This is a genomic window from Botrimarina mediterranea, assembly GCF_007753265.1.
In the GTDB taxonomy this organism is placed as follows: Bacteria; Planctomycetota; Planctomycetia; order Pirellulales; family Lacipirellulaceae; genus Botrimarina; species Botrimarina mediterranea.
This window is the reverse complement of record NZ_CP036349.1, coordinates 3,980,396-4,005,312: the sequence shown is the minus strand read 5'-3', so window position 1 is coordinate 4,005,312 and position 24,917 is coordinate 3,980,396. Positions and strand designations below refer to the sequence as shown.

Genomic DNA, 24,917 nt, shown 5'->3' with positions numbered 1-24,917 from the left:
GGATTGCGGATTTGGGATTGCGGATAGGGCAATTAACCACAAAGGAACGAAGGAACCAAGGACTCTCTATGCGAGGCCATCCTTGGTTCCTTCGTTCCTTTGTGGTTCAACTTTCTACGCATCGGCCGGGAGGGTTTTCCCCGGCCAGCTGTCGTTGGCGTTGAGCGTGGCAGCTTGTTGGCGTGCCGGGGCTTGGACGAGAGCGACCATCGACAGAATGCCGGTGATCGCGACCACTTGGCGGGTGGTGATCTGCTCCTTGTCGAGTAGGCCCCACACCAGCGCCACGACGGGGACGACGTACGTCACCATGCCGGCGAAGAGCGGGCCGTGCGATTGGACGAGCTTGACGATCAGCCAGATGCAGACGCCCGTGCCGATCGTGCCCAGCACCAGAATCGCGCTGGCCGCCAATTGAAAGTCGGCGCGAACCGCGGGAACCGGCGCGCCGAGCGACGCTTGTAGCGCCGGCGAAGCGGCGAAGGGCCCGAGCGCCGTGGCGGACGACATCAGCATTACGCACGTCAAGGCGATCGGCGGCGTGCCGCTCAGGCTGCGGCTTAGCCACGTGTTGCCGATGGCGTAGGTGAGCGGCACGGTGACCGCCATGGCGAGCATCGCGAAGCCGATGCCGCGGAGGTTGCCCTCGTACATCAGCAGCACAACGAACACGAGCCCACCGAGAACGCCGACCATCTGCCGCGTCGTCGGCTTGACGCCCAAGAGCGGGATCGACACCAGGATCGTCAGCAGCGGGTTCAGCGTCACGGTCATGCCGAAGAAGCTGTGCCCGAATCCGTTGGAGATCAGCAGCGGTTGAATCACATACGGATAAGCGTTCGCCAACACGCCGATGCCCGCGATCACCGGCAAGTCGCGCCAGCGGACGCGTTGCTTGCGGTCAACCGTCACCCATAGAGCCGCTAGCAGCAATGCGGCGCTGGCGACGCGGAAGAACGCGATCTCAAACGGCCCGAAGTAATGGGCCGCACGGTCCATCAAGACAAAGTTGGAGCCGAAAGAGAGGCAGACGAAGAGGAACTGGAGGTAGGCCATCACACAGCAGGCGGGGCAGGGGAGGGAGGCTCGATTCTAGCCCCGAAGGCCCCCGACGGACACTGGCTGTGGAGGGTGGGTTCATGCGACCAGCACATTGTGCTGCTCAAATGACGAAATCCGAATGTCGAATGACGAACCTGTCGGAGGGTATTGACCGCTCCGACAGGTTCGTCATTCGGGGCTTCGTCATTCAGCGCACGCGGCACTTGAACGTAAGAACGCCGCCTTGGCCGGCTTCTAACTTGCCGTCGAGCTTCCAGCGAAGAATGAGCGACCCCGCGTCGTTGCGGCTGGTCGTAAAGTCGGCGTCGCGCGACGACTTGGCCGAGCCATCGACGTACTCCAAACGGGTCGTCAGGTTGTCGACGATCACGAGGTCTTCCAGCGCCGAGTCGCCGACGTTGTCGAAGCGGAGTGTGAACTCGACCTCGTCGCCCGGCAGAGCCGTGTCGGTCGAGGCACACTTCACGAGTCGTAGTCGGGGGCAGCCTTCGTCGACGTGATACAGCAGGCCCGGCTGCTTGGGCGAGAAGACCGACGACGCGGCTTGGCCCGAGATGACGACCTGCACCTCTTGGTCGCCCGTCCAGGTGACGGCGGCGATCGAGTGCTTGGCGATCACCGGTCCTTCGGACATCACGACCTCGCCGAGATGCATGATCTGCAGGTTGACGTAAGGGCCAACGAGCGCGCGGACCTCGGCGACGGCGAGCAGCCGCTCCATAGCGCCCGCTTGTTGGCGGCCCTTGTAGAGACCCGGCGGGAGCGGCAGCACTTGGCCCTTGAGGGCGACGTTCTGCATCGAACTGGTCGCGACCTGCGTGCGGTCCGCCTCGGCGGGGCCGAAGATGTCGCCGAACTCGCCGACAAACGTCCGCTGATTGGCGCCCATCGGATAAACGACCTGCCGCACCGACGCGAAACGCGGCGCATAGATGCAAACCCGCGAGCTCGGCGCGACGATCGTCTTGCCTTCGCAGCCGGTGTAGGTGGCGACGGTGTCCTCTTGCTCAAAGCCGGAGAGGCTGCCGTCACGCATGACGCCGGTCGAGTAGGCGCCGTCGCCGCCGTCGCACAAGTACTCGTCGCCAGGGCCGGCGAAGCAATCCGGCTGACAAACGGGGCAACCCCCTTCGACGTTGCAACCGCCCTTGGCGCTACCGTCACGGCCGACCGGGCAGCTCAGACAATCCTGCCCATAAGCGCGGCAAGAACACATTAGCAGCGCCGCGACGATAACCAGCGTCCGCCGGAACCAGTTCGGCATCATCGGCGAGTCCAATCGTGTGCTCATCGCGCTCTCTTCGAAACAAGAGTTAACCACGACGGACACGACGAGCACGACGAACGATCCGTCGTGCTCGTCGTGTCCGTCGTGGTGCATCTTTCTTTTAGTGAGTTGATGCTGGACGCACTTCGCTTTCCGGTGCGGCGTCGGCGAGCGGCGTGGGTTCGGCGTAGCAGCCCGTTGCTAGGACGCCCGTGTCGCGGGCGCCGAGGCGGACGATCGCTACGGGGCGGCCCAACTCATCGGCGAGGACGAGCGGGTCGTCGGTCGGCCGGGCCTCGAACCACTGCTGGCCGCCCGCTTCCTTCTCCGAGACCGGCAACGCCGTCTTTGGGTCCTCGACATAGACTACCCGCGTAACGAAGGCGCCCTCGGCGGCGAGCCGGAGGTCTTCCATCGTCAGTTCGATGGGGATCGGAAACTCGCTCTCCCGTCCGCAGGGCGGGTAGGTGCGGTCGATCAACTCGATGGTCGGGTAGACGACCGCTTGTTCCATGCCCGGGACCCCCTCGACACGGAAGCGATAGAGCTGTCCCGCTAGGATGCCCACCTTGAGACGCTCCGACCGATCGGTCGTCTCGCCGTAGGGGCCCGTCGCCGCGATGCTCGTGCCCGCAGGCATCCGCCACTCGATCGGCTGTGTGTAACCATACAACGGTCCGCCTCTCAGAAGCCGCTGATTCCCAATCGCTCCCGGAGGCATGGCGCCGGCGTGTAGCCAGTGCTTGGGCGTTTCGGCGGCCGAGTGTTGAGGCAAGCTCGGCAGCAATCCGCCCAGCGTCGCCAACAGCATCACGCTGCTAGCGGCAAGGCCCCGCTTTCGCGGGACGCATCTGAGAGGGCGGACCGTTGTCATGATTACTCTTAGCGTCTCTCGTGAAGAATCGTGGCGTTACGCACTCGCAGCAGCCATCACTCGCAGTACTGCTCGCCGTGGTTGCCGTAGACCTGGGCCCCCTGCAGCGCGGTGCGGATCCCAGTCCCCGGCTTCACGGTGCCGTGCAGCGGGTTGAACGGGGCGCGGTTCACTTCGTCCACGTGGACGTGCGTCACAGGATTCGGGTAGTTCAAGCCAGGACGCTGCTTGACCGAGATATTGACGGCGTTCGTCGGCGGCGGCAGGTGGACCCGGGTGCGGTTCTTCATCGTGTGCTTTCGCAGGCCGGCGGGCGAACCCAACGGGAGGTGCGGCGGGCCGGGGAGGCCGATCGGCGTACCCGTGTACGGCATGCCCCACTGCGGGGCGCCGGCCATCATGTGCGGCGGCATCGGCGTCGGAGCGAAGCCGGCGGTCGGCATGCCCATCGGCATGTTGGCGCCGCCAGCCGAGCCCGCCATCGGCCCACTGAAGCTCGGCGACGAGCCGCCGCCGTTCGGGCCGCAGTTGTCACAACCTTCCCCGTAAGCGGCGGGGATGACGTTCTCTTGGTAGCCGGCGCCCGGGTTGTTCAGGTCCTTGCTGCCCATCCGCAAGACCGCGAGGATCGAGCCGCGACGGTCCGCTTCGGCGACCGGGTCCACACCCGGATCGAGTCGCGTACTCACCAGTGTCTCGACGCCCGACAGCGCGAGCTCTTGGAACTCGGGGTCCGGCAGGTAGATGACCTTGGTGACGAAGTTGCCGCTCATCACTTGGTCGAAGTCTTCTTCAGTGAACTGCACCGGTACCGCGGCGTGCGCCAGGAAGGCGTCGGTCCGTGAGGTGACCGGCGCCACCTCGAGCGTCGGGTACAGCGTCACGCCGGCACGGCCGGGGATGTTGCTGACCTTGAGACGGAAGATCGCCCCTTGCGGGAAATCCTGACGACCCGGGACGAACAGCGACGCCGAGTCGAACATCCCTTGGCTGGCGACGTCCCAGTTGATGGTGAGGCCGTCTTCGCCGACGAATTGGATCTGCGAGGTCGGGCCCGCGGCCATCCCGCCGCCGGCGCCGCCGCCGTAGCAACCGCCGCCGCCAACGGGGCAGCTGCCCCCTTCGCAGTATTGGACCTGCTGGCCCTCGTAGGAGCACGGGCTAGCGCCGTACTGCATCGGCGGCGTGCCGCCGGGGCCGAACTGTTCCGGCATGCCGGGGCCCATCATCTGATTCCCCACCGGGATTACCCCGGGACCAGGGCCGTCAACGCCCGGGCCTGGGTGCATCAGGCGCGAGGCGGGCGGCAGGTTGTAGGCCATCCGGCCGGCGCAGCCAGTGGCCGCTACCGCGGCTACCAGCAACGTGTTCGCGAACAAGGTTTGGACACGCATCGCTTCCCCCCTCGGCGTGTTCGTCGCGTGCTCGGTCGCTGGCGTCGTGCCGGCGAGTCGCTGCGCTACGTAACGTGGCTTGTTAAATGGGCTTGTCGCCGCCGGTGATCGCACGGCCATTGGCTCGCCAGAATTCGGCGGCAATTGCCGTGGACTCCCCCCGTGGGCGGCCCCTAGACTCCCGCCGCGACGCGTCCGTAAGAGACGCGCGCCACGGGGCCGGTGTTTACCCAGCCCTTAGGTTCGGCCCCGCACAATGCGTTTCTTTGGTGAAAGCGGCAAACTCGGCGCATGAGGACGAACCCGCGTAGCCCGACCCCCTCGCGGCGGTCCCTTGGATGGATGGCCCGGGGCCTCGCGCTGCTAGCAGTCGGCGTCGGCGCCTACTACGGCCTGGAGCTCGCCGATCAGGTGTTGATGGACCGCTTAGCTGGCGGCCGGCAAGACTTGGTGATCGAGCCGATCGAATCCCCCCCCGCCCCCTCGCCCCCGCCCCCGCGCGTGGCGGCTTCGAGCGAAGGGCCCGGCAACGCTTACGTCCGCCGCGCCGCGCTGATGCTCGAAGAGCACTCGACGGTCGGCGTCCGCATCGACCAGCACGGCTGGATCGACGGCGAGCCGGTCAAAGCCAGCGGCCAGTACTACCAACTCGGCGCCGGCGGGCAGCGGCAGTTCTTGTTGGAACAGACCGGCCAGCTCGCCGGCTTCCCGACGCGGCTCTTGCGGGTCTCGGACAGCCGTTTCATGTGGACCGACTTGGCGTGGGGCGACCCCTCGCAGCCCAACCGCTCGGTCACGCGCGTCGATCTGCGGAAGGTCCGACGTGCTGTCGAAGGAAGCGAAGACGAGGAGGATCAACCGCTCTCCGACGACCCGTCGGCTTGGTCTCGCTTCGGCGGCCTGCCGATGCTGCTGGCGGGCCTCGACGAGTCCTTCACATTCGGCCAGCCCTGGCTGATGCAGTTCCGCAATGAACGCGTCGCCGCGATGGTGGGCCGCTGGCGCCCCGAACGACTCAAGCAGCTGTACGGCCATGAAGAGGTCCCGCCACGGACACCGAATCACGTGGTCATCGCGCTGAGCGAGACGACGGGCTTCCCTGTGCTTGTTGAGTACCGCGACAACAAGGACCCTCTGTCGGCCGAGGGTTTGGCCGACAAGACGCTGCTAACCTCCAGCAACCGCCCGCTGTTCAAGCTCGACCTCGGCGCGCCGACGTTCGACGAACACCTTGACTCGCGGCTGTTCAGTTATCGCCCGACAAAAGACGACTGGTCCGACCAGACCGACCGCGAGGTGCGCCTTGCCGCCCAGAGCGCCGGCGTGGTGCGATAAGTCTCTGTCGGTCTTACTCAAACGGATGGCAGGAGAGGATTACCACGACGGACACCAAGGACACGACGGCCGTTTCCACCGGCCCACATGGTCGTGATGGCCGCTTGTCGTGTCCTTCGTGTCCGTCGTCGTTAAACATTCTTTGGCTCGCGATAGATGCGAGCTGCCCTTGCCGCAAGGTAGCAACAAGCGACCAATACGGGCGAATACCCGCCGTAACGCGGAGGATTTCTTTGTTAGAATCACCCCGTCACTTGGTTGTGGTGTGCAGCGGATTCACGGTTGCTATTAGCGAATGATCGACCTGCTCCTTGAGAACGCCGTCTTGCCGCTCGCCGACGGCGCAGCGGACGCGGTGGCGATTCGGGATGGCAAGATCGCCGCGGTAGGGCAGGGCGCCGACTTGCGCCGCGAGCTCTCGCCGCGGCGCCGTCTCGATCTTGAAGGCCGCGCGTTGCTGCCGGGCTTCAACGACGCCCACATCCACGTCTGGAAAGTCGGGCATCTCCTGACCTCGCTCGTCGATCTCCGCGACGCGACCTCGCTCGGCGAGCTGCAGACGCGCCTCGCCTCACGGAGCGACGCAACGAAAGCCTGGCTGCTCGCGCGCGGCGTGAACGAGCTCAAGCTCGCCGACGGCCGGTTGCCGACGCGCGACGAACTCGACACGTGGTTCCCCGATCGGCCGGTCTGGATCACCCGCGTCTGCAACCACGTGGGGCTCGCCAACAGCGCCGCGATGCGCGCCGCGGGAATCGATAACGCGACGGATTCACCGGCGGGCGGTGAAGTCCGCCGCGACGCGGCCGGCCAGTTGACGGGCGTCTTCACCGAGAACGCGATGCGCCTCGTCGCCGACCGCGTGCCGCCGCCCTCGAGTGACGACTTGCGAGCGATGGTCCGCGCGGCGAACCAGAAGCTTCTTGGCCTCGGCGTGACCGCGTTCACCGATCCCGGCGTGGACGACCATCTGCTCGCTGTCTACCAAGCCATGGACGACGCCGGCGAGCTTGTCGGACGGTTCAACGTCATGCGGCTTGCGCCCGAGGAGGCGTCGTCGGAGGTGATGGCCGAATGGGCGCCGCCAACCGTTAGTGGTTTTTTGCGTATCGATACGGCCAAGCTCTTCATGGACGGCGGGCTCAGCGGTGCGACGGCGGCGCTATCGGTCCCCTATCGCCACGCCGACACACGCGGCGTGTTGCGCTACGAATGCGACGAGTACGCCACGCTCTGCCGCAAGGCGGACGCCGCTGGCTACCGGGTCGCGACGCACGTCATCGGCGATCGGGCGATCACGACGGCGCTCGACGCGTTCGAAGCGCTGCCACGCATCGCCAAGCGCGCCCGCTTCGAGCACTTCGGTCTGCCCACCAGCGCCGACCTCCTCCGCACAACTCGGCTGCGGATCGGCGTGGCGACCCAGGCGATCTTCTTGCCGGAACTCGGCGCCAACTTCCGCCAGTACCTGCCCGAAGACTTCCCGATCACGCCGTACCCGATCCGTGCGATGGTCGACGCGGGGCTAACGGTTGCGCTCTCCACCGACGCGCCGGTGGTCGTCGATGAACGCCCCCTCGCCGGTGTTGCGGCGGCCGCGCGGCGGCTCAGCGGCGACGGCGCCCCGATTGGCCCCCACGAAGCGATCACTGTCCGCGAAGGCCTCCACGCCTACACGGCCGCCGGCGCCCAGCTCTCGGGCGACGCCGACCGCTTCGGCGCGATCGCCCCGGGCCAGCTTGCCGACCTCGTGGTGCTCGATCGCTCACCGCTGACGACGCCGCTCGAAGAACTCGCCGACATCGAAGTGAAGATGACTCTCGTGGGGGGAGAAGTCGTTTACGAAAGCTAGTGCACGCGACGTTTTGGCGAAGCGTACTCCGGAAACGGATCTGCATTCGATCTCCGGCAAGCGGCGCTAAAGACCCCCCCGAAGGGTGCCCCCCTGTGAGCCTCTAGGACGCAATCTGACGCGTTCGAGCGGACCCCCTGGGTAAACCCTGAGTGAGGCGCCAAAAGGCCCGTGGCGTGGCTCCTATCGCGTCTGAACGGGTGTTCATGGTGGGTGTCTGGGCCGGCCGCGGCGGGTACAAGGAAGAGTCTCCCAGCCCTCCCTGCAGCGGCGTTTGCCACGAGAAGACCATGTCCGACTTTCCCGCCCAGCAACTGATCGCCGGCGACTGGGTCGCCGCGGCCGATGGCCGCACGATCGACGTGATCGACCCCGCGACCGAGCAGCCGATCGCCACGGTCCCCTACGGCGCCGCCGCCGACGCCGAGGCGGCGATCGACGCCGCCGCGAAGGCGTTCCCCGAGTGGGCCGCGAAGACCGCCTACCAACGCGCCGACGTGTTGCACGCCGCCGCGACGCTGCTGCGCGAACGCCGCGACGCGCTCGCCGCTGTCACCACCGCCGAGAGTGGCAAGCCGATCGCCGAGTCCAAGGGAGAGTGGACCGTTGTCGCCGACCTCTTCGACTGGTTCGCCGAAGAAGCGAAGCGCGCCTATGGCCGCACGATCCCCGCGAAGCTCCCCGGCCGGCGGCTGATGACGCTCGTGCAGCCGCTGGGCGTCGTGGGCGTGATCACGGCCTGGAACTTCCCGGCGTACAACCCGGCCCGCTCGATCGCCGCGGCGCTCGCGGCCGGCTGCACGGTGGTGTGCCGCCCCGCCGACGAGACGCCGCTGTCGGGATTCGCGATCGGCGCCGCGCTCAAGGACGCGGGACTGCCGGCGGGCGTGCTCAACGTCATCAACGGCGCCCCCGCGGCGATGGCGGGCGCGATGCTCGACGACCAGCGTTGCCGCAAGGTGAGCTTCACCGGCAGCACCGAGGTGGGCCGGCTGCTCATCAAGCAGTCCGCCGCGACGATCACGCGCCTCGCACTCGAACTCGGCGGCAACGCGCCGGTGATCGTCGAGCCCGACGCGATCGAGCGCGTCGGCGCCGAGGCGTTTGCGAAGGCGGCGGTGCTCGCCCGCTTCCGCAACGCGGGCCAGGTCTGCGTCGCGCCGCAGCGCTTCTACCTGCACCGTGATGTGTGCGGCGCCTTCGTCGAAGCGGCGGCGCCGATCGTCGCTGGCTACCGTGTCGGCCCCGGCGCCGACGCCGCCAGCGACATCGGCCCGCTAGTGAACGCCGCGCAGCGCGACCGCGTCGAGAAGCTCTTGTCGCACGAGCATGGCGGCCGTGTGGTCGTCGGCGGCAAGCGGCCGGCCAACCGTGACGCCGGTTACTTCTTCGAGCCGACGTTGGTCGCCGACGTGGCGACGAACTCGGCGTTGTGGCGCGAAGAGACCTTTGGGCCGGTGCTCGCCGTCACGCCGTACGACAACCTCGACGAAGCGATCAACGACGCCAACTCGCTCGAAGCGGGCCTCGCCGCGTTCTTGTTCACGCACGACCTCAATCGCGCGGTGCACGCCTACGAGCGCCTCGAGTTCGGCATGGTGGCCGTCAACGGCTGGGTCCCCCACGCCACCGAGGGCCCTTTCCCCGGCTGGAAGCAAAGCGGCCTCGGCGCCGAGTCGGGCCCCGAAGGGCTGCACGAGTATCTGGAGCCGAAGCTCGTGAGCTTCTTCGTATAGCTAGAGCACGCTTCACTTAGCCGTAGCGTTTCTAGCCTCGCTCTGATCCACAGAGCAACGTAGGGGTGTCTCGCGCAGAGACGCAGAGGCGCAGAGTTGGATGCCTTCAAGACTCACGCCAAGGCGCCAAGGCGCCAAGCCGCCAAGCCGCAAAGAACGCGTTGCTGTGTGATCGTTTGCGGCTGCGCTCATTTCTCAACGACTTTGTGTTTGCGCCTTGGCGCCTTTGCGTGAGTCTTCGCTGCCTACCCTCGGCGCCTCCGCGTCTCTGCGCGAGACGCTACGGAAAAATGAAGTACGCTATAACGGGTTAATTTTGGAGAGGAGGGCGTCAATATGGGGCCACCCGCGGCTAGCGCCGACGGCTCACTATCACTTCTCATTCAAGCGACAAACATACGTCTCCTCCCGCAACACGCGCCCGTTGAGACCCGGCGCGTCGCTGAAGTACTCGGTGCGGTCGCCGATGCCGTCGGTCAGCTTCTGCGAGCTGCGGTAACGGAAACCGACGCGCTGGCCGTCTTCTTCGATCCACTTAAGGAAGATGACGCTGTGCCCCGAGCCCCCTTCACGCCACAGTTGCACGAAGTCGCCGGTTTGCGCGTCCTCGAAGGGGACGGCCTCGCCGATGCCGAGGTTCTCAACCGCTAAGACGACGAGCGTCTTGTCACCCCCCGGCGCGCCGTACCAGTCCTTGAGGAACTTGCGGGCGTCTTCGACCGACTTGTCCTTCAGCAGGCTGCGTTCTTCCGCCACGCGCATCGCGACGGCGAACGTGTAACCGCAGCAGAAGCTGCCGCCCTCGGTCGCTTCGAGCAGTCGCGCGCCCTTGAAGTCCACCGGCTCCTTCACGCCCGTGGCGCCGGCGGTCCAGTTGTAACCACCGCCATCGGGGAAAGAGCGGGCGACATCGATGACGTCGGAGGCCAAGGCGAGAGGCGTAGCGATAACGAGAGAAAGTAGCAGCAACGCGGCGCGCATGGCATTCTCTAACGGATCAAGAAGATGTTCGGACAATCAACTTCTGTAGGAGGCGTCTCCGATGCCGATTACGCGCACCATGCCGTTTCGGGATGGATACCGTAATCGGCGTCGGAGACGCCTCCTACAGATTGAGCTTTTAGCATACGCCCGATCGCGGACGCGAACAGCAGTGCGAAGGCACATGACTACCGAGAGACGGCGAGCCCACGATGTTGAGCGTGGGTGGGCAGCGGCTACCAACATCCACCCACGATTAACATCGTGGGCTCGCCGTTATCGTGAGCTTTGTATCGCCCGTCGCGCTACGCCAAAAGGTCCAAATGCCCTTCGCTGTCGGGGTCCGGCGCCGATCCGTCGGGGGAGGTTGCTTCCTCCTCCGACTTCGGGTGGTCGTTCCACTCCCACGCCCGGCGGCCGTCGGCGTCGCGGTCGGAGGTTTCGCTATCGCCTTCGGTGGACCCGATGCCCGCCGACTTCTCCGCTTGGAGGTCGAGCTGGTCGGTCGTCTCTTTGACGGCGCTGTCGCGCGCCGCCCGCTCCGTCGTTGCGCCCTTGGCCTGCGACAGCGGCGAACCGGCCGCGCTGCCAAGGATTCCTCCCAGCGGTCCCATGCTCATGATGAACGAGAGGGGTTAGGGATTGCGGATTGGCGATCTCGGAATGCGGATGGAGTCTCGTGTTGCGGAGCCAAAAAAATCGTCCGGCGAGCCCCCGACGCCAACTGTCGGTCGACAATCGTCGTGGGAGCACGCCCCAGTAACGTACTTCAATATCTCGCCGCCGGCGCGCTTGCGGCGCGCGTCGCATTCATCCCCGGGCGCGTCCCGAGGTCCGTCTGCAACTGTTCTAACGCATCTCCGACCGCCGGCAGCACCTTACGGATGACCTGCGGGTTGTCGATCGGACCCACCACACGCAGCTGCAAGAACTGCTCGCTGGCCGAGCTGACAAACGCCTTAAGCACCGGCACCGCGAACTCGCTGCGGCCAACGATCGTGGCGAACGTTAGGTCGACGTTGCGTTGCAGTGTCGCTGTCCCCCGGCCGTTGAGGCTGAACGCGTCGCCCAATAGGTCAAGCGTCTGGAAGTCGAGCTTATCGCCATCGACCGTGAACTTGGTTTCGAGGCGGTTGAACGCCGTGTTGTCGGGGTTGCGGTTGCGAAGCACCTTGAGCACGCTGAGGAACAGCGGCAGCTCGTAGAGGTCGGCGTCGTTGACAGCGATCGCGCCCTCGCCGGTGAGGCCGTACAGCGAATTGCCCATGCCTTGCAGCTTGAGCTGCCCGTCAAGGCTGCCGTGCAGGGTTTCGGGGCGGCGGAGCCACTCGGTCGAGAGCCGGGTGACATCGACGCCGCTCATGCCGATGGCGATGCCATAACGTGTCTGTCCGCCGCGGCGGATCCAGCTGTTGACCTTCACCTCGCCGCCGTAGGCTTGCGCTTCGATGGACCGCGTTTGGGTGCTCTGGAGTTTGCGCGCGGCCCCCTCTCCCAAGAAGCAGTCGGCGCCGTCTGACCACAGCGGGCCGCGCACCTGCGTGAGTTGCAGGTCGTTCCAGAAGAGCGAGTCGAGATTCAGTTCGCCCGCCGTGGTGGCCGAGGCGCCGTCGCTCTGCCCGCTGAGGAAGATCTCACCCGAAACGCCTTCGATCGGCACGCCGGCGTTGATCGACGCTTGATGGCAGCTCAAACCCAAACGCCACCGCGCGTTGACGGGGCCTGTCGGACCGGCGCCCTTGGTGAACTCCAGCCGGCTGTCGAAGAGCCCGAACGCCCCCTGCGGTTGCAACTCGTCGATGACGCTCCGCAGCCCCGCCGGCGCGGCGAGCAAGAAGTCGCGGTTGAACTCGACCCGGTCGACGTCGAGGCCCAGCAATTCGAGCTTCCAAGCGCCACCCGGTAGGGCCTCCCATACGCTGTCGCCCGTTAGCACCGAGCGGCCGTGCTCGGCCCGCGCTTGCCGCGCCGTCAGCTTGTTGTCGGCCCAGTAGAAGTCGCCATCGACTCTCTCGAGTCGATAACGGTAGCCGCTGTCGGAGAGGGGCGGCTCGACGCGCAGGTTCTGCTCGTGCGGCCGCATCCGCAGCCGCACCGTGGGGTCTTGGTGCGCGCCTTCGCGCGAGATGTCGGCGACGAAGTCGATCTGCCCCTGCGGCCGCATCAGCGACCAGGCCTGTTGGGCCGAATCGGGGAGCGCGTCGAACAGCGTCTGGTCGAGCGGCGCCGCTTCGCCGGTGAGCTTGAGCTCGAACCGGTGCGAGTCGTCGCGTGGCTCGAGCGAGCCCTCGCCCTCGACGATGGTGCGGCCTTGCGTGTCGCGGCTGCGGAGCTCGTAGAACTTCCACTGCGTGCCACGCTGCTCGACCCAACCGGTGACGCGGCTCAGCGGGTACGGGAAGCGGTCGTACGTCATCCGGCAATCGACTAGCCGCATGTTGGTCGCGACGTACAGCTCGGGGTCTTCGAGGCTGTTGCGTTCCACGCGCCAACGGACATCGATGCGGCCCGTGGGGTGGAGCGCCTCGATGAACTCACGGGCGCCTTCCTCGGGGATCGCCGCCACCAGGCGGTCGCTGATCGGGATGTTGTTGCCAGAGACCTCGATCCACCCGGGCGGCATCTTCTGGCGGCCGTCATCGTCCGCGGTTGGGTTCAAAGGCCCGGTTGGGTTCAGGGGCCCGATTGGGTTCAGGGGAACATCGCGTAGCGCGCCGGTGATGACGACCGGCGCGCCGTCGGCTTGACCTTGGAGTTGGACGTCGATCGTGGCGCTTCCCGGCGCGGGCGGTTGCGGGTCGTCGGTGACGCCGCCGTTGACGAGGATCTGTCCGGTCGCCCCCGTGAGCCGGTAGGGAAACTTCTCGGCGTCTTCGAAAGACGCCCCCTTGGCGGTGATGGTCGCGCGCGGCGCCCAGGTCTGTCCGTCGTAGGCGAGGTCCATCGCGACGTCGCTACGTCCCGCCGGACGGAAGCGGTTCCATAGGCCGAGGGCTTTCTGGGGCAGCTGTTCGATGGGAACGTCGCCGAAGTCGAGGTCGTCGATCCGCACCCGCGCGGCGAGCGGCGATCCGAGCGACCAGCCCTCACGCCGCCCAACCAGCCGGATCACCGAATCACCCCACCGCGCCGTCGCCTGCTCGAACCGCACGCCCGTGGGCGAGGCTTCGCCGATGATGACGATGTCGCTGAGAGGGCGCTTGAAGCCCGGGATGTGGCCCTCGCTCCCCGCGAAGTTGAAGGCGGTCCGCCACGATAGCGGTTCCGCTGCGGCGGTGCGCGACGCTTCGCCGCTGAGCGAGAGGACGCCCTGCATCGGCGGCAACGTCATCCGCGGCGCGAGGCCGAGTCCGGCGAGCGTCTCGACGAGGGCGGGCGTCGCTTCAATGCCATCAGCCTTGTAATCGAGGCGGAACCCCGAGCCATCCGCCGAGGCGGCGCCACGCACCTCGAGCGACTTGGCGAGCGTGTCGCGCGCGGCGATCGTCAGATTGAAGGTACGGCTGCCGTCCGTGGCCGGTACGAAAGACGCGTTGAGGTGGTTGACGCCGAGCGTCTTCGTGCCCCCAGCTTCACCCGTCAGCAGGACGGTGGCGTTGTGGAGGTCGATCCGCGGCAACGGTTGGTTGGGGTTGCTCTTGAGCTTGAGGTCGCTGACGTTCCACACGCCGTTCTCGCGACGTGTGACCGCCAAACGCGGCGACTTGGCGACGATGCGCGTCACCACCGGCGCGCCGCGCAGCAGCGTGGTGATGTCGAATTGCCCCTGCACCTGAAGCTCGTCGATTTGCAGGACGCCACGCGGCGGCTGCCATTGGAGACGTTCGACGATCTCGACGTCGTACATCGTGACGCCCTTGCCCGGCGTGAAGCGGGCGGCGCCGACGCGCGCGACGAACGGCTCGCAGTGGCGGTTGAGCGCCGCTTCGCAGAGCCGCTGCGCCTCGTCGTCGAGGCGGTAGTACAAAAACACCGCCAGCGCAACCGCGAGCACCGCCGCGAGCGTGAGCACGCCGCGGAAGAGCGACCAACAGGAGTTGACGACGTGTCCGAAAATGGAAGCCCAGGTCCGTCCGTGGAGTGCTGCGGGCGGCGCGACGGGTGGCGATCCTTCGCCAGCGGTGGGTCGCGTCGCACCGTTTCCTTCAGTTACATAGGCCCTTTCGTTACAAGGGGTTATCGACCCGCGAAGAGTACGCGGCCCCTAGGAATAGGGTCAACAGGAGCCAGTATCTTTCGGCCCAGCTAGCACAAACTCGGCGCCGACCCGCTCGACCCGAATACTTCCAGGGAACACCACCGCCGGTTGCGGCTTAGCGGTGACCGCCATCTCCCCTAGCTGCCGCCAGTGCCCCGCCGTCATCGCCTGCTGCGGCCAACCTGCCTCACGCCATGCCAGCCGCAACGCTTCGACCACCAATGGCTGCGGCGACTGCGTAAGCACGGCGCTTTGGAGCGTGACATGACCCTCGGCGGTTGGCGTCGCGCCGACGGCGCGTCGTAGCAGGTCGGCGGCGAGGCTCTCGACGAGGTCGCTCGTCTCGGCGGCCCGCTGCGCGAAGCCAGCCAACTCAGTCGCCGCCGTCGGAAACCGCTCAGCCAGCAGCGGCAGCGCTTGGTTCCGCAGCCAGTTGCGGGCGTACGTGTCCTCGCCGTTGGTGGCGTCGGTGCGGTAGGGCTGGCTGATCGCGGCAAGATAGGCAAGCACGCCGCCCCGGGTGGCGCCGAGCAGCGGCCGCACGAGCGAGCACGCGGGCGACAGCGCCGCCATCGGCCGAATACCGGCGGCGCCCCGCACGCCCGTGCCCCGCAGCAGCCGAAAGAGCACCGTCTCCGCCTGGTCGTCGGCCGTGTGCCCCGTCGCCACGTAGCGGGCGCCGAGTGAGTCCGCCGCCCGGCGGTAGAATTCGCGCCGCAGATCGCGCAGGGCCTCTTCGCTGTGAGGGCCGGCTTGGGTAGCGGCTTCGACAACGGACTCCAGGCCGAGGCCGGTCGCCAGTTGTCGCACCCATTCGGCATCGTTATGGGAAGCCTCGCCACGACTTCCGTGGTCGAGATGTAGAACGATGAGGTCACCCCTCCCGCCAGCCGATTGCTTGGCCTGGACCAACGCGCGCAGCAGCGCGACGCTATCGGGCCCGCCGGACACGGCGACCGCGACGCGTAAATCTCGCCACTCACCGGCTGGCCACGCCGCTTCCAGAAGGGCATCGAGACGCGCAGCGGCCCCCCTCTCGGTCGGTGCCGAAGGGGCTGTGCTGAGGCTGGTGGATAACGCCCTATCTTGCATCGTGACAAGAGTTTGGGTAAACACGCACCCTAGCCGACTGGTAGCCCGCGCGACGAGCGTTGACACCATGTGGGCAAGAGCAAGCTAGCAGCGGCGCCGGTACTCCTTCCCCCTGGTGGAGCTATGGTCTACCAGCGATCGAAGCCCGCGCCGCCATCATCAATACACCAAACCGCGTCTTCTCTCACCCCAGCGCGGGGCGTCGCCGCCCCGGGGCAAATCGCATCGCTGAGTGTTTAGGGATCGACCGCGGACCACCAGGACGCCGCTTGGGCAAGCGCGTCCGATGGGACAATCCGATCCATGCAAACGTTGATCTACGCCGCGGTGGCCCTTGTCGCCGCCCTGATGGGAATGGGCGTCGTCCTATTCCTTGGTCGACTCCGCAAGTGGGACGCCGAGAAAGAGGCCGCCCAAATTCTCGAGCGGGCCGACCTCGAAGCCAAGAATCGTCTGAAGGACGCGGCGATCGAGGCCAAAGAAATGGCCATCACCGAGAAGTCGCGCATCGAGGAGCAGCTTGCCGACGTACGCGACAAGCTCCACGAACGCGAGCGGCACCTCGACAAGCGTGACGACGCCGTGACCTCACGTGAGGACCAGCTCGCCAAGCAAGAGAAGATGGTCGAGAGCAACCAGCGCCGCCTGACGGAAAAGCTGGCCGATGTCGATGTCCGTACGAAAGAACTCGAGAACCTCCTCGACGTCCAGCGGCAAGCCCTGCACAAGGCCAGCGGGCTGGGGCCCGAAGAGGCCCGCAAGATGCTCCTCGAGCGGCTTGACGCCGAACTGTCGCACGAGCAGGGCGTCCGCGTCATGGAGGCTGAGAAGCGTCTGGCTGAGAAGGTCGACGCCAAGGCCAAGGAAATGCTGATCACCTCGATCCAGCGTTTCGCCGCCGCGCACACGGCCGAGTCGACCACCAGCACGGTCGATATCCCCAGCGACGAAATGAAGGGCCGGATCATTGGCCGCGAGGGTCGCAACATCCGCACCTTCGAAAAGGAGACCGGCGTTGACGTCATCATCGACGATACGCCGGGCGTGGTGATCGTCAGCTCATTTGACCCTGTGCGGCGGCAGATCGCGCAACTCGCGCTGACGAAGCTCATCGCCGACGGCCGCATCCATCCCAGCCGCATCGAAGAGCTGGTCGTCGAGACGACCGCCGAGGTCGAGAAGCTGCTGGTGAAGTACGGCGAAGAAGCGGCCCAAGAAGTCGATATCCGTGGGCTGCACCCCAAGGCGATCCAGCTGCTGGGGCGCCTCTACTACCGCACCAGTTACAGCCAAAACGTGTTGCGACACTCGATCGAGGTGGCGTTCGTCGCCGGCATGATCGCCGAAGAGCTGGGCTACGATGGCGACCTCGCTCGACGTGCGGGCCTGCTGCACGACATCGGCAAAGCGGCCGACCACGACACCGAGGGCGGCCATCCGAAGATCGGCGCCGACCTACTGAAACGCTATGGCGAGAACGATGTCGTTGTGCACGCCGCCCTCGGCCATCATGACGATATCCGCGTCGATATGCCGTACACCGTGATCGTCGCCGCGGCGGACGCCTGCAGCGCTTCGCGGCCCGGCGCGCGGCGCGAGACGCTCGACCGTTACATCAAGCGGATGCAGGAGCTCGAAGCGATCGCCTCAGGCTTCACCGGCGTCCACCAAGCTTTCGCGATCCAAGCGGGCCGCGAGGTGCGTGTCATCGCCAAAACGAACGAGACGACCGACGAGTCCGCCGCCAAGGTCTGCCGCGACATCGCCAAAGCGTTCGAAGAACAGCTCACCTACCCCGGCGAAATCCGCGTGACAATGATCCGCGAGACCCGCTTTACTGAGATGGCAAAGTGACGTGAAAGGGGAAGTGGAAAGGCGAAAGGGGAAAGCGGTTGATTCCCCGAAGCAATCCCTCCCCGTTTATCTCTCCCCTTTCCACTTTCGCCTTTCCCCTTTCCCATGCTTCTCCTCTTCATCGGCGACGTTGTCGGCAGGCCGGGGCGGGAGATCGTTCAGCGTGCGTTGCCGGGACTGATCGCTGAGCGCGGGATCGACCTGGTGGTCTGCAACGCCGAAAATGCCGCGTCGGGATCGGGCTACACGCCAAAGATCCACGCCGAGCTGACCGCCGCGGGCGTCGATGCGGTGACGCTCGGCGATCACGTGTACCGCCGGCGTGAGGTGCTGCCGCTGCTTGAATCGGCGGACAACGTTGTGCGGCCCTGCAACCTGCCGGCCGAGGCGACCGGCCGCCGCTGGGCAACGGTCCGCACGAAGGACGGCGCACATCAAGTGCTCGTCTGCTGCGCGTTGGGTCAGCTCTTCATGAAACCGATCGATAGCCCCTTTCGAGCGGTTGACGCCGCGCTCTCAGAGGCGCCGGCGGACGTGAAGGTCCGCTTCGTCGATTTCCACGCCGAGGCCACCAGCGAGATGCAGTCGATGGGCCGGTATCTCGACGGCCGCGTGGCGGCCGTGCTGGGGACGCACACCCACGTGCCGACGGCGGACGAGTGCGTCTTTCCCGAAGGGACCGCCTTCCAGTGCGACGTCGGCATGACCGGCCCGCACGACAGCATCCTCGGCCGTCGCGTCGATCGTGTGCTAGCGGCGACGCTGACCGGCGTACCGCACTCGTTCGATGTCGCGGAGAAGGACCTGCGCATCAACGGCGCCCTGGTGACGATCGACGCCGAATCGGGCCGGGCGACCGCGATTGAGCGCGTGATGGTCAATGAGGCGGAGGCCGATCGGCTCCGAGTCGATAAGCGTAGCTCTTAGCGATTGATCGTGATGGCGCCCTCCAGGTAGAGCACCGCTTGTCCGGTGAGATACACGCGATCGTCCGCGACGGCACAAAGCACTTCGCCACCTCGTGAAGACACCTGTTCGGCTTTGAGTTGCTGCTTGCCGAGAACGCCAGCCCAATAAGGCGCTAGCAAGCAGTGGGCCGCTCCCGTGACAGGGTCTTCGTTGATGCCATAACTCGGCGCGAAGAAGCGGCTCACAAAATCGACATCGTTACCCTGAGCCGTAATGGCGACACCTCTCAACTCGACCTCTGCCAGCGCACGAAAATCTGGCTTGGCGCTACGCACGGCTTCTTCGTCGCGGAGCACCACGAGATAATCATTCGCCTTGAGGCATTCCACCGGTTCGATTCCGAGCGCCTCGGCAAGGCCCCGCGGGGCTTGGCACGGCTGCGCGGCGCCGGCAGGAAAGTCGAGGGTGATGCCGTCGGCGCCGCGCTCGGCGAGCAAGAGGCCACTCCGCGATTGGAAGCGGAGAGTGTCCCCGCGGAACCCCTGTCGTTCAAACAAAACAAAGGCCGTCGCCAAGGTCGCGTGCCCACAGAGGTCGACTTCGCGGATCGGAGTAAACCACCGCAGCCGAAAGCCGTCTCCCTCGGGCGAAAAGAAGGCGGTTTCCGAGAGATTGTTCTCTGCCGCGATGGCTTGTAGCGTCGCATCGGGAAGCCACTCTTCAAGCGGGCATACCGCGGCCGGGTTGCCGCCGAAGAGCTCGTTGGTAAAAGCGTCGACCTGGTAGAGGGGGATTGGCATGCTGGCGCGGGGTTGAGGTGTTCGAGAGGACAGCCAGGATACCCCGAGGTTCGGCGTCTGCCTTGGTGTTGACGCAAACGGAATCCAGCTTGCGACCATTGCCGCCTCCCGCTATTCTCCCGCCGCCCCGCATGGCAGCGGGCCTGCGCTCTGCTTACTTACCTTGAAGAGAACGACGCGATGGATCGCCCCGCTTCTCGCCCTTTGGCCGTCGTCACGCCCCGTTATGCAACGCGGCTGTCGCTCGCGCTGGCGGCGTTGACGCTCCTCCCCACCGCGGGATGCCTGCACATGTTGCTGGCGACCGGCATCTACATGTTCCAAGGGGGGAACATCAAGGACGCGGAGTACGAGGGCTTCAAGAAGAAGACCGTCGTCGTGTTCTGCAGCCAGCCGGTCTCGCAGGAGTTCCGCCACGCCGGCGCCTCGCGGCAGATCTCGCAGCGCGTCAGTGAACTGCTCGAAGAGCACCTCACCAAGAAGCAAAAGATCAAGGTCGTCCCGCAGCGTAAGGTAGACGCCTGGATCGACGAGAACGACTCGGACGACTACCTCGAGCTTGCCAAGGCCGTGAAGGCCGACATGGTGCTCTATATCGACCTGGCGCACTTCGACCTGATGCCGGGCCAGACGGTCTACCAAGGGAGCTCCGACATCACTCTCAAGGTGCACGACATGACCACCGGCGGGAATATCGTCTGGAGCAAACCGCTCGGCGAGATCCTCTACCCGCTCAACGCCCCGATCGCAGCTCAGAGCAAGAGTCCTTCGACGTTCCAGACCGAGTACGTCAACGTGCTCGCCATGGCGATCGGCAAGCACTTCTACCCGCACGACCCCACGGCCGACTTCGCGATGGACGCTCTTGCCAATCGGTAGGCGTTGTTGAGGAGAAGGGGATGTGGAGATGGTCGTACGTGACCCTCGCATAGGATGCGCTGCACACATCCCGTCGTAGCGGCGGTATCCACGAGGAGATATCGGGGATGTCGCTTTCGCAGGACGGCGCGGGACGGTCATCGACGCCGTCGTGCAAGAAATATAAGAACCTCTCCACAGAGTGGCGGTAGGTCCCAACGACCCGCCATCCCCATGTCTCCTCAGCTGGCAGTCGCCACCAAGGCGAGGCCAAGACCTCACATCGGTGGCGTGAGTTCCGTTCCCGCCATCCCCCCATCTCCTTTCTCTGATTAAAGCTTTGGAGTGCGCCGCGGCTTCGGCGGCGGCTCGGGGCGTTCCGGTCGCGGGGGGCGGTTGTTCTCTTGCTGACGCCTTTCGGCGAGGTTGCGGAACTCGTCGTTCCATTTCCAACCCAGCGGCGTGCTGAGTTCGCGCTGGGCGAGAAAGGCCCACGGCGTTCCTTCGTGCTCAGCGACGACACGCTTCAAGTAGCGGATCGCGTCTTCCGCTTCGCGCTGGTCTAAGCTGCCGGTAGAAATCTCCTCGGCGGGGCGGATGACCCAGGTGTCTTTCTTTTCGGACGTGAACGACAACCCCTGCTTCGCCAGGGCGAGCATCGCGTTGTAACCCTCGGCCCGGACCTTGGCGGCGAGAGCCTGGCCGAGCGCCAAGTCGTAGCCCGCCTGCCAACGCGGGTCGTCGATCTTCGGCCGGTCCGCTTCGCCGCGCCGCAACGTCGTCACCAGCTGCGCCAGCTTGGGTTCAAGAATCGCCGCGGCGCGCTGGGCGTTGCTGAGGTCCTCGGCGAACTGGGCTTCGTCGAGTTTCGGAAAATCACGCCGCACATTCTCGAGCTTCTCGGTCCAAGCCATCGCCGACGCCTCGACCAGCGCCCGCTTCGCGCCGTTGCGGCTGACACGCTTCTGGTACTCGGTCGTGGGCACATAGTCGGGCAGGTAGCGCCGCATCACCCGCTGGTCGAAGAAGTAATCGAGCCGTGCGACCATCGTGTCGTCGGCGCCGCGGCGGTTGGCGCGGCCGGCGTCAACACGGAAGGGATGCACGGCGATGAATGAACCATTGGTCTCGCGCGTCAGCCGCGTCAGGGCGTAGGGGCCGAAGCCCGAATCGAGGATCGTGCCGTCGTAGTCGTCGCCCGCAAACGACCCGAGCCGCAGCCGCTCGGGGAACAGCGTCTCGGGGCCTTGCTGCACCGGCAGGTACTGCGGCGTCTGGTCGTACTTCGGGTCGGGGTCAACGTAGCGGACGTAGGTCTCTCGGCGGCCAAACGGCGCCGGCGCTCCCACGGCGTAGACCGGCATCTGCATCTTCCGGCAGTAGGCGACGGCGCGATCGATATTGGCGAAGTCATCGCCCGCCTCGTCGGTGACCACCACTAGCATCACATTCCGCCGCGGCCGCTGGAGCCGGTAGCGCTTGTGACGCTCGGCGGCGCTCAGCACGGCTCCAAAGACGTTCTCGGCGCCGCTCTCGTCGGGCTCGATCGAGCGGACGGCCTCCTTGATTGCTTCGATGTCGGCCGTTGGCTTGCGGGTGACGAACTCGACGCCCTCGCCGAACGCCACGATCGAAGTCAACAGCGGCGCCTCGTCCTCCTCGGCTGCGTCGAAGCCTTCGGCGCCGCGCGTCGCGGCGACGCCTAGCTCTTCGTAGACGCGGTCGAAGCGGCGGACGATCTCCTCCCGCTGCGCTGTGAGGCTCTCTGAACGGTCGAACAGCCAGACGACCACCGTAGGGCTCTGTTCGAGCGATTGCAGGATCGCGCCGGTGAGCCAATCGATGGCGCCCTCGCTGCCGGTTGTGCCTACCGCGCCGACGCCAATGACGAGCGTGTTGCTGTTGGGGTCCGGGCTGGAGAGCGAGGGCGTTGAGGCTTCGAGTGTCGGGATCTGTCCCAGCTCCGTCAGCGCTTGCAGGTCGAGCGCCACCTCGGGGACGACCGCCTCGAGCGGCGCCGAGGCCGCGGCGTCGCCGACGCCGCCGTCGGAGAGGGCGCCGATATCGATCGAAAGCTCCTCAGAGACGCGGAACGCATCGTCGAGCGGTTCGGGCTCTTCGGGTGGGGGCGAGGTGAACAGCAGCGGCGCTTTGTCCAGCGGTGCGATCTGCGTGAAGACCGCTAGACAAATCAGTGCGCAGGCATGCATTGCCAAGCTGGAGAGCCATGCCAGCGGCTCGCTGAACCGTCCGCTCGCTGCGGCGGTGGCGTTCGGTTGATCCTGGTATGCCTCGGACAAGCGCTGACCGCCTCGATAAAAGTCGGTTCGGGTCGGGGCCGACCCCGCGGCGAGGGCCCTTCTATTAACTATACTTGAGTTGGCCGATTTGTCCCCTGCCTGGAGCCAACCGCCTGATGCTATTCCTTCGCCAGCCGATTTCTTCCGCCTTACGCCGCTTTATCGGCATGCTGCCACTTGTGCTGTTGGCGGGAATGGGCGTCTCGATCGTGGCCGCTGCTGCTCCGCTACCGGTGGAACTTGAAACGCCCGACGGCGTTCTCCTTTCGGGCACGTTTTTCCCTGCCGAAGAAGCCGGGCCCGACACGCCGGTCGTCGTCATGTTGGCTGGGGAGAACGAGTCCTCGGCGGTGTTTCACGGCCTAGCGACGCGACTACAAACAGCCGATGAGGGGGGGTCCACCGCGACGCCGATGTCGGTCCTCACGGTCGCCCTCCGTGGCTTGGGAGACAGCACCCGCGTCCGCAGTGCTAATGGCCAGGTGACCGACCGTCGCGGCGCGAAACTCACCCCCATCGACGCCGCCGCGATGGTGAAATCGGACATGGAGGCGGTGCGGCGGTTCCTCGTCGATAAGAACGACGCCGGCGAGTTGAACCTCAACCGGTTGGCTTACCTGGGCATCGAGCTCGGCGCGATCGTCGCCACCGGCGCAGCGGCGGTCGATTGGGCCGTGCCGGTGCTCAATCGGGGCAAGCAAGGACGCGACGTGAAGGCGTTGGTGCTGGTGTCGCCGCCGTGGAAGCAGCTCGGCCTGGAGATGCTCCCCGTGCTGCGTCAGCCGGGTGTGCAGTCGGAGATCGCGTTCTTGATCACCTACGGCGGCGACGACAAGGGCGTCGCCAGCGACGTGAACCGCATCGTCAAGCAGCTCGAAAAAGGTCGCCCTGAGCCGACCAAGCTAAACGAAGGTGATGACCCCACACCACCGAGCGTCATCGACGCCCCGGGCCCGTCACGCTTGCAAGGCTCGGCGTGGCTCAAGCAAGCGGGCCGCGACGGCGAGACCGCGATCATCCGTTTCCTCGACCGTACCCTGGCCCAGCCCGACTACGCCTGGTCGCAGCGGCGCTTGAAGTAAGTCTTCTACTGAGGAAGGAGATGGGGGGATGTTGGTGATAGGGGGGATCGCAAGCGGGTGGAGGCGGGGAACCTTGGGGGACGGTTATGGAAGAGGTATGCCCGACCCACTGTAAGCTTGGAGATGGGCGGGCAGTCGCATTGCGACTCTCCGAATACACGAAAAAGGACTGCGAGCCGCTCGTCTTCTGAAGGGGGTTTTAAGGTGCGTCGCAACTTACCATCCGCTTGCGATCTCCCCTATCACCAATATCCCTTTATCTCGTTCCCCTTCCTAGCGACACAACTAATCGCTACTTCCCGAGGCGAGTTGCTCCGCGAAGGGTTGGTTCAGCTTGGGCATCCATTTGCACAGCGCGATGCCGATGAAGTAGAGCGGCGTCAGGCAACCAGCCATCGCTAAGAGACTCTGTGGGTCGGCCGGAGTAAGGACCATCGACAGGACAAAGATTACCAGCACCGCGTGCCGCCAGTACTTCCAGTAGTAGTCCGTCGTCATCACGCCGATCCGCTCGAGGAAGAGCATCACCAGTGGCATCTGGAACGACACGCCAAACATCACCGGCAGGACCAGCACGAACGACAGCCACTCGTTGATCCGCGGCGTCGCCTCGATACCCATCCACTCGTTGAATCCGAGCAGGAAGGTGATGACGTACTTCAGCACGACGTAGAACGCCACAATCGCGCCGAGGAAGAACAGCCCGATGCTCAGCGGCATGAAGACATGCACGTAGCGTTTTTCGTGCGGGTAGAGTCCCGCGGCGACAAACGTCCACAAGAAGTAGAAGACGGCGGGGCTCGCTAGCACGACGCCCAACACGAGTGACGCTTTCACGTAAACGGAGAAGACATCGGGCGTGCCGGTCGAGATCAATTGCGCGTCGCGCGGCTTGGTCCACATCCACAGGTCGATCTGCGGTGGCGCGTTGGCGGTCGGCTCGGCGTCAATGCCGAGACCGCTCAGCGCCTCAAGCAGGGCTCCTGTCTCCAGCGAATACCGCTCCGGGACGAGGCCTTCCTTAACCAGAGGGTGCTCGTCATCCGGCGTTTCGCCTTGCTCAGCGTTGTATGCCGATTGCTTGCGGTTGCGTTCGAGGTTCTCTAGGCCCTGTTCGAGCGGCGCCTTCACGTACTCAATGAACTGCTTCCCGCCCGCGAGGCCAACGAGAAACCCCAGGAAAACAGCGACGACCGCTTTCCAAAGCGCCCCACGCAGCTCCTCGAGGTGCTCGCCAAAGGACATCTTCGAGTCCTCGGGCGGGTCGGCAGACGTCAGACGCTTCAGCACAGGCGAGCGGGGAGGGTATCGGGCAGGGGGGAG

General features: G+C 65.7%; 18 protein-coding genes. 7 read left to right on the top strand and 11 right to left on the bottom strand.

From position 1 onward, the window contains the following. Positions 1–114: 114 nt before the first annotated feature. The 4 genes from Spa11_RS15385 to Spa11_RS15370 form a co-directional block, all read right to left on the bottom strand. Positions 115–1,056, bottom strand: coding sequence for a DMT family transporter (locus Spa11_RS15385; RefSeq protein WP_145383112.1), 942 nt, complete (start codon positions 1,054–1,056; stop codon positions 115–117). A gap of 193 nt (positions 1,057–1,249) precedes the next feature. After that, positions 1,250–2,443 carry a DUF11 domain-containing protein gene (locus Spa11_RS15380; protein WP_145113812.1) on the bottom strand — a complete coding sequence of 398 codons (1,194 nt, stop codon included), beginning with the start codon at positions 2,441–2,443 and terminating at the stop codon, positions 1,250–1,252. A 7-nt stretch (positions 2,444–2,450) separates the two neighbouring features. Then, positions 2,451–3,203 (bottom strand): hypothetical protein, encoded by a 753-nt coding sequence (locus Spa11_RS15375; RefSeq protein WP_145113810.1) that lies wholly within the window; start codon positions 3,201–3,203, stop codon positions 2,451–2,453. 56 nt (positions 3,204–3,259) lie between these two features. Next, positions 3,260–4,597, bottom strand: a complete 1,338-nt coding sequence (locus tag Spa11_RS15370) for a hypothetical protein (RefSeq protein WP_145113808.1) — start codon at positions 4,595–4,597, stop codon at positions 3,260–3,262. Positions 4,598–4,939: 342 nt separating this feature from the next. Between Spa11_RS15370 and Spa11_RS15365 the strand changes: the two genes are divergently transcribed. The 3 genes from Spa11_RS15365 (at position 4,940) to Spa11_RS15355 (ending at position 9,520) form a co-directional block, all read left to right on the top strand. Beyond that, on the top strand, positions 4,940–5,932 hold the full coding sequence (locus Spa11_RS15365) for a hypothetical protein (protein WP_145113806.1): 993 nt from the start codon (positions 4,940–4,942) through the stop codon (positions 5,930–5,932). Positions 5,933–6,227: 295 nt separating this feature from the next. Continuing rightward, positions 6,228–7,784, top strand: coding sequence for an amidohydrolase (locus Spa11_RS15360; protein ID WP_145113804.1), 1,557 nt, complete (start codon positions 6,228–6,230; stop codon positions 7,782–7,784). Between the two features lie 290 nt (positions 7,785–8,074). Further along, complete coding sequence (locus Spa11_RS15355; RefSeq protein ID WP_145113802.1) at positions 8,075–9,520, top strand: NAD-dependent succinate-semialdehyde dehydrogenase; 1,446 nt, start codon at positions 8,075–8,077, stop codon at positions 9,518–9,520. A gap of 372 nt (positions 9,521–9,892) precedes the next feature. Here Spa11_RS15355 and Spa11_RS15350 read toward each other — a convergent pair whose 3' ends face one another. The 4 genes from Spa11_RS15350 to tilS form a co-directional block, all read right to left on the bottom strand. Then, entirely contained in the window at positions 9,893–10,489 is a 597-nt protein-coding gene (locus tag Spa11_RS15350) for a hypothetical protein (RefSeq protein WP_231932965.1), read from the bottom strand. A 317-nt stretch (positions 10,490–10,806) separates the two neighbouring features. Further along, positions 10,807–11,121: a hypothetical protein gene (locus Spa11_RS15345; protein ID WP_145113798.1), complete on the bottom strand. Its 315-nt coding sequence runs from the start codon at positions 11,119–11,121 to the stop codon at positions 10,807–10,809. 149 nt (positions 11,122–11,270) lie between these two features. Beyond that, entirely contained in the window at positions 11,271–14,513 is a 3,243-nt protein-coding gene (locus Spa11_RS15340) for an AsmA-like C-terminal region-containing protein (RefSeq protein WP_145113796.1), read from the bottom strand. A 204-nt stretch (positions 14,514–14,717) separates the two neighbouring features. Beyond that, complete coding sequence (tilS, locus tag Spa11_RS15335; RefSeq protein WP_261342266.1) at positions 14,718–15,791, bottom strand: tRNA lysidine(34) synthetase TilS; 1,074 nt, start codon at positions 15,789–15,791, stop codon at positions 14,718–14,720. 303 nt (positions 15,792–16,094) lie between these two features. On the opposite strand from tilS, the gene rny reads away from it, so the two are divergent. Next, positions 16,095–17,645, top strand: a complete 1,551-nt coding sequence (gene rny / locus Spa11_RS15330; protein WP_145113792.1) for a ribonuclease Y — start codon at positions 16,095–16,097, stop codon at positions 17,643–17,645. 105 nt (positions 17,646–17,750) lie between these two features. Next, a complete protein-coding gene (locus Spa11_RS15325; protein WP_145113790.1) occupies positions 17,751–18,572 on the top strand; it encodes a TIGR00282 family metallophosphoesterase in 822 nt (273 codons plus the stop codon). On the opposite strand, the gene Spa11_RS15320 is transcribed toward Spa11_RS15325, so the two are convergent. Next, complete coding sequence (locus Spa11_RS15320) at positions 18,569–19,354, bottom strand: PhzF family phenazine biosynthesis protein (RefSeq protein WP_145113788.1); 786 nt, start codon at positions 19,352–19,354, stop codon at positions 18,569–18,571. The two genes, Spa11_RS15325 and Spa11_RS15320, sit on opposite strands and share 4 nt — an antisense overlap. 180 nt (positions 19,355–19,534) lie before the next feature. Between Spa11_RS15320 and Spa11_RS15315 the strand changes: the two genes are divergently transcribed. Then, positions 19,535–20,233, top strand: a complete 699-nt coding sequence (locus tag Spa11_RS15315; RefSeq protein WP_145113786.1) for a hypothetical protein — start codon at positions 19,535–19,537, stop codon at positions 20,231–20,233. A 311-nt stretch (positions 20,234–20,544) separates the two neighbouring features. On the opposite strand, the gene Spa11_RS15310 is transcribed toward Spa11_RS15315, so the two are convergent. Further along, entirely contained in the window at positions 20,545–22,512 is a 1,968-nt protein-coding gene (locus tag Spa11_RS15310; RefSeq protein WP_145113784.1) for a vWA domain-containing protein, read from the bottom strand. Positions 22,513–22,628: 116 nt separating this feature from the next. Here Spa11_RS15310 and Spa11_RS15305 point away from each other — a divergent pair, with 116 nt between their 5' ends. Next, a complete protein-coding gene (locus Spa11_RS15305; protein WP_145113782.1) occupies positions 22,629–23,594 on the top strand; it encodes an alpha/beta hydrolase family protein in 966 nt (321 codons plus the stop codon). 285 nt (positions 23,595–23,879) lie between these two features. Here Spa11_RS15305 and tatC read toward each other — a convergent pair whose 3' ends face one another. Then, positions 23,880–24,884 carry a twin-arginine translocase subunit TatC gene (gene tatC, locus Spa11_RS15300; protein WP_145113780.1) on the bottom strand — a complete coding sequence of 335 codons (1,005 nt, stop codon included), beginning with the start codon at positions 24,882–24,884 and terminating at the stop codon, positions 23,880–23,882. Between the last annotated feature and the right edge of the window lie 33 nt (positions 24,885–24,917).

Coding starts and splice junctions, on each gene's coding strand:
- Spa11_RS15385 (WP_145383112.1), bottom strand. CDS start 1,056: ATGGCCTACCTCCAGTTCCTCTTCGTCTGCCTCTCTTTCGGCTCCAAC.
- Spa11_RS15380 (WP_145113812.1), bottom strand. CDS start 2,443: ATGCACCACGACGGACACGACGAGCACGACGGATCGTTCGTCGTGCTC.
- Spa11_RS15375 (WP_145113810.1), bottom strand. CDS start 3,203: ATGACAACGGTCCGCCCTCTCAGATGCGTCCCGCGAAAGCGGGGCCTT.
- Spa11_RS15370 (WP_145113808.1), bottom strand. CDS start 4,597: ATGCGTGTCCAAACCTTGTTCGCGAACACGTTGCTGGTAGCCGCGGTA.
- Spa11_RS15365 (WP_145113806.1), top strand. CDS start 4,940: ATGGCCCGGGGCCTCGCGCTGCTAGCAGTCGGCGTCGGCGCCTACTAC.
- Spa11_RS15360 (WP_145113804.1), top strand. CDS start 6,228: ATGATCGACCTGCTCCTTGAGAACGCCGTCTTGCCGCTCGCCGACGGC.
- Spa11_RS15355 (WP_145113802.1), top strand. CDS start 8,075: ATGTCCGACTTTCCCGCCCAGCAACTGATCGCCGGCGACTGGGTCGCC.
- Spa11_RS15345 (WP_145113798.1), bottom strand. CDS start 11,121: ATGAGCATGGGACCGCTGGGAGGAATCCTTGGCAGCGCGGCCGGTTCG.
- tilS (WP_261342266.1), bottom strand. CDS start 15,791: ATGCAAGATAGGGCGTTATCCACCAGCCTCAGCACAGCCCCTTCGGCA.
- rny (WP_145113792.1), top strand. CDS start 16,095: ATGCAAACGTTGATCTACGCCGCGGTGGCCCTTGTCGCCGCCCTGATG.
- Spa11_RS15325 (WP_145113790.1), top strand. CDS start 17,751: ATGCTTCTCCTCTTCATCGGCGACGTTGTCGGCAGGCCGGGGCGGGAG.
- Spa11_RS15320 (WP_145113788.1), bottom strand. CDS start 19,354: ATGCCAATCCCCCTCTACCAGGTCGACGCTTTTACCAACGAGCTCTTC.
- Spa11_RS15315 (WP_145113786.1), top strand. CDS start 19,535: ATGGATCGCCCCGCTTCTCGCCCTTTGGCCGTCGTCACGCCCCGTTAT.
- Spa11_RS15305 (WP_145113782.1), top strand. CDS start 22,629: ATGCTATTCCTTCGCCAGCCGATTTCTTCCGCCTTACGCCGCTTTATC.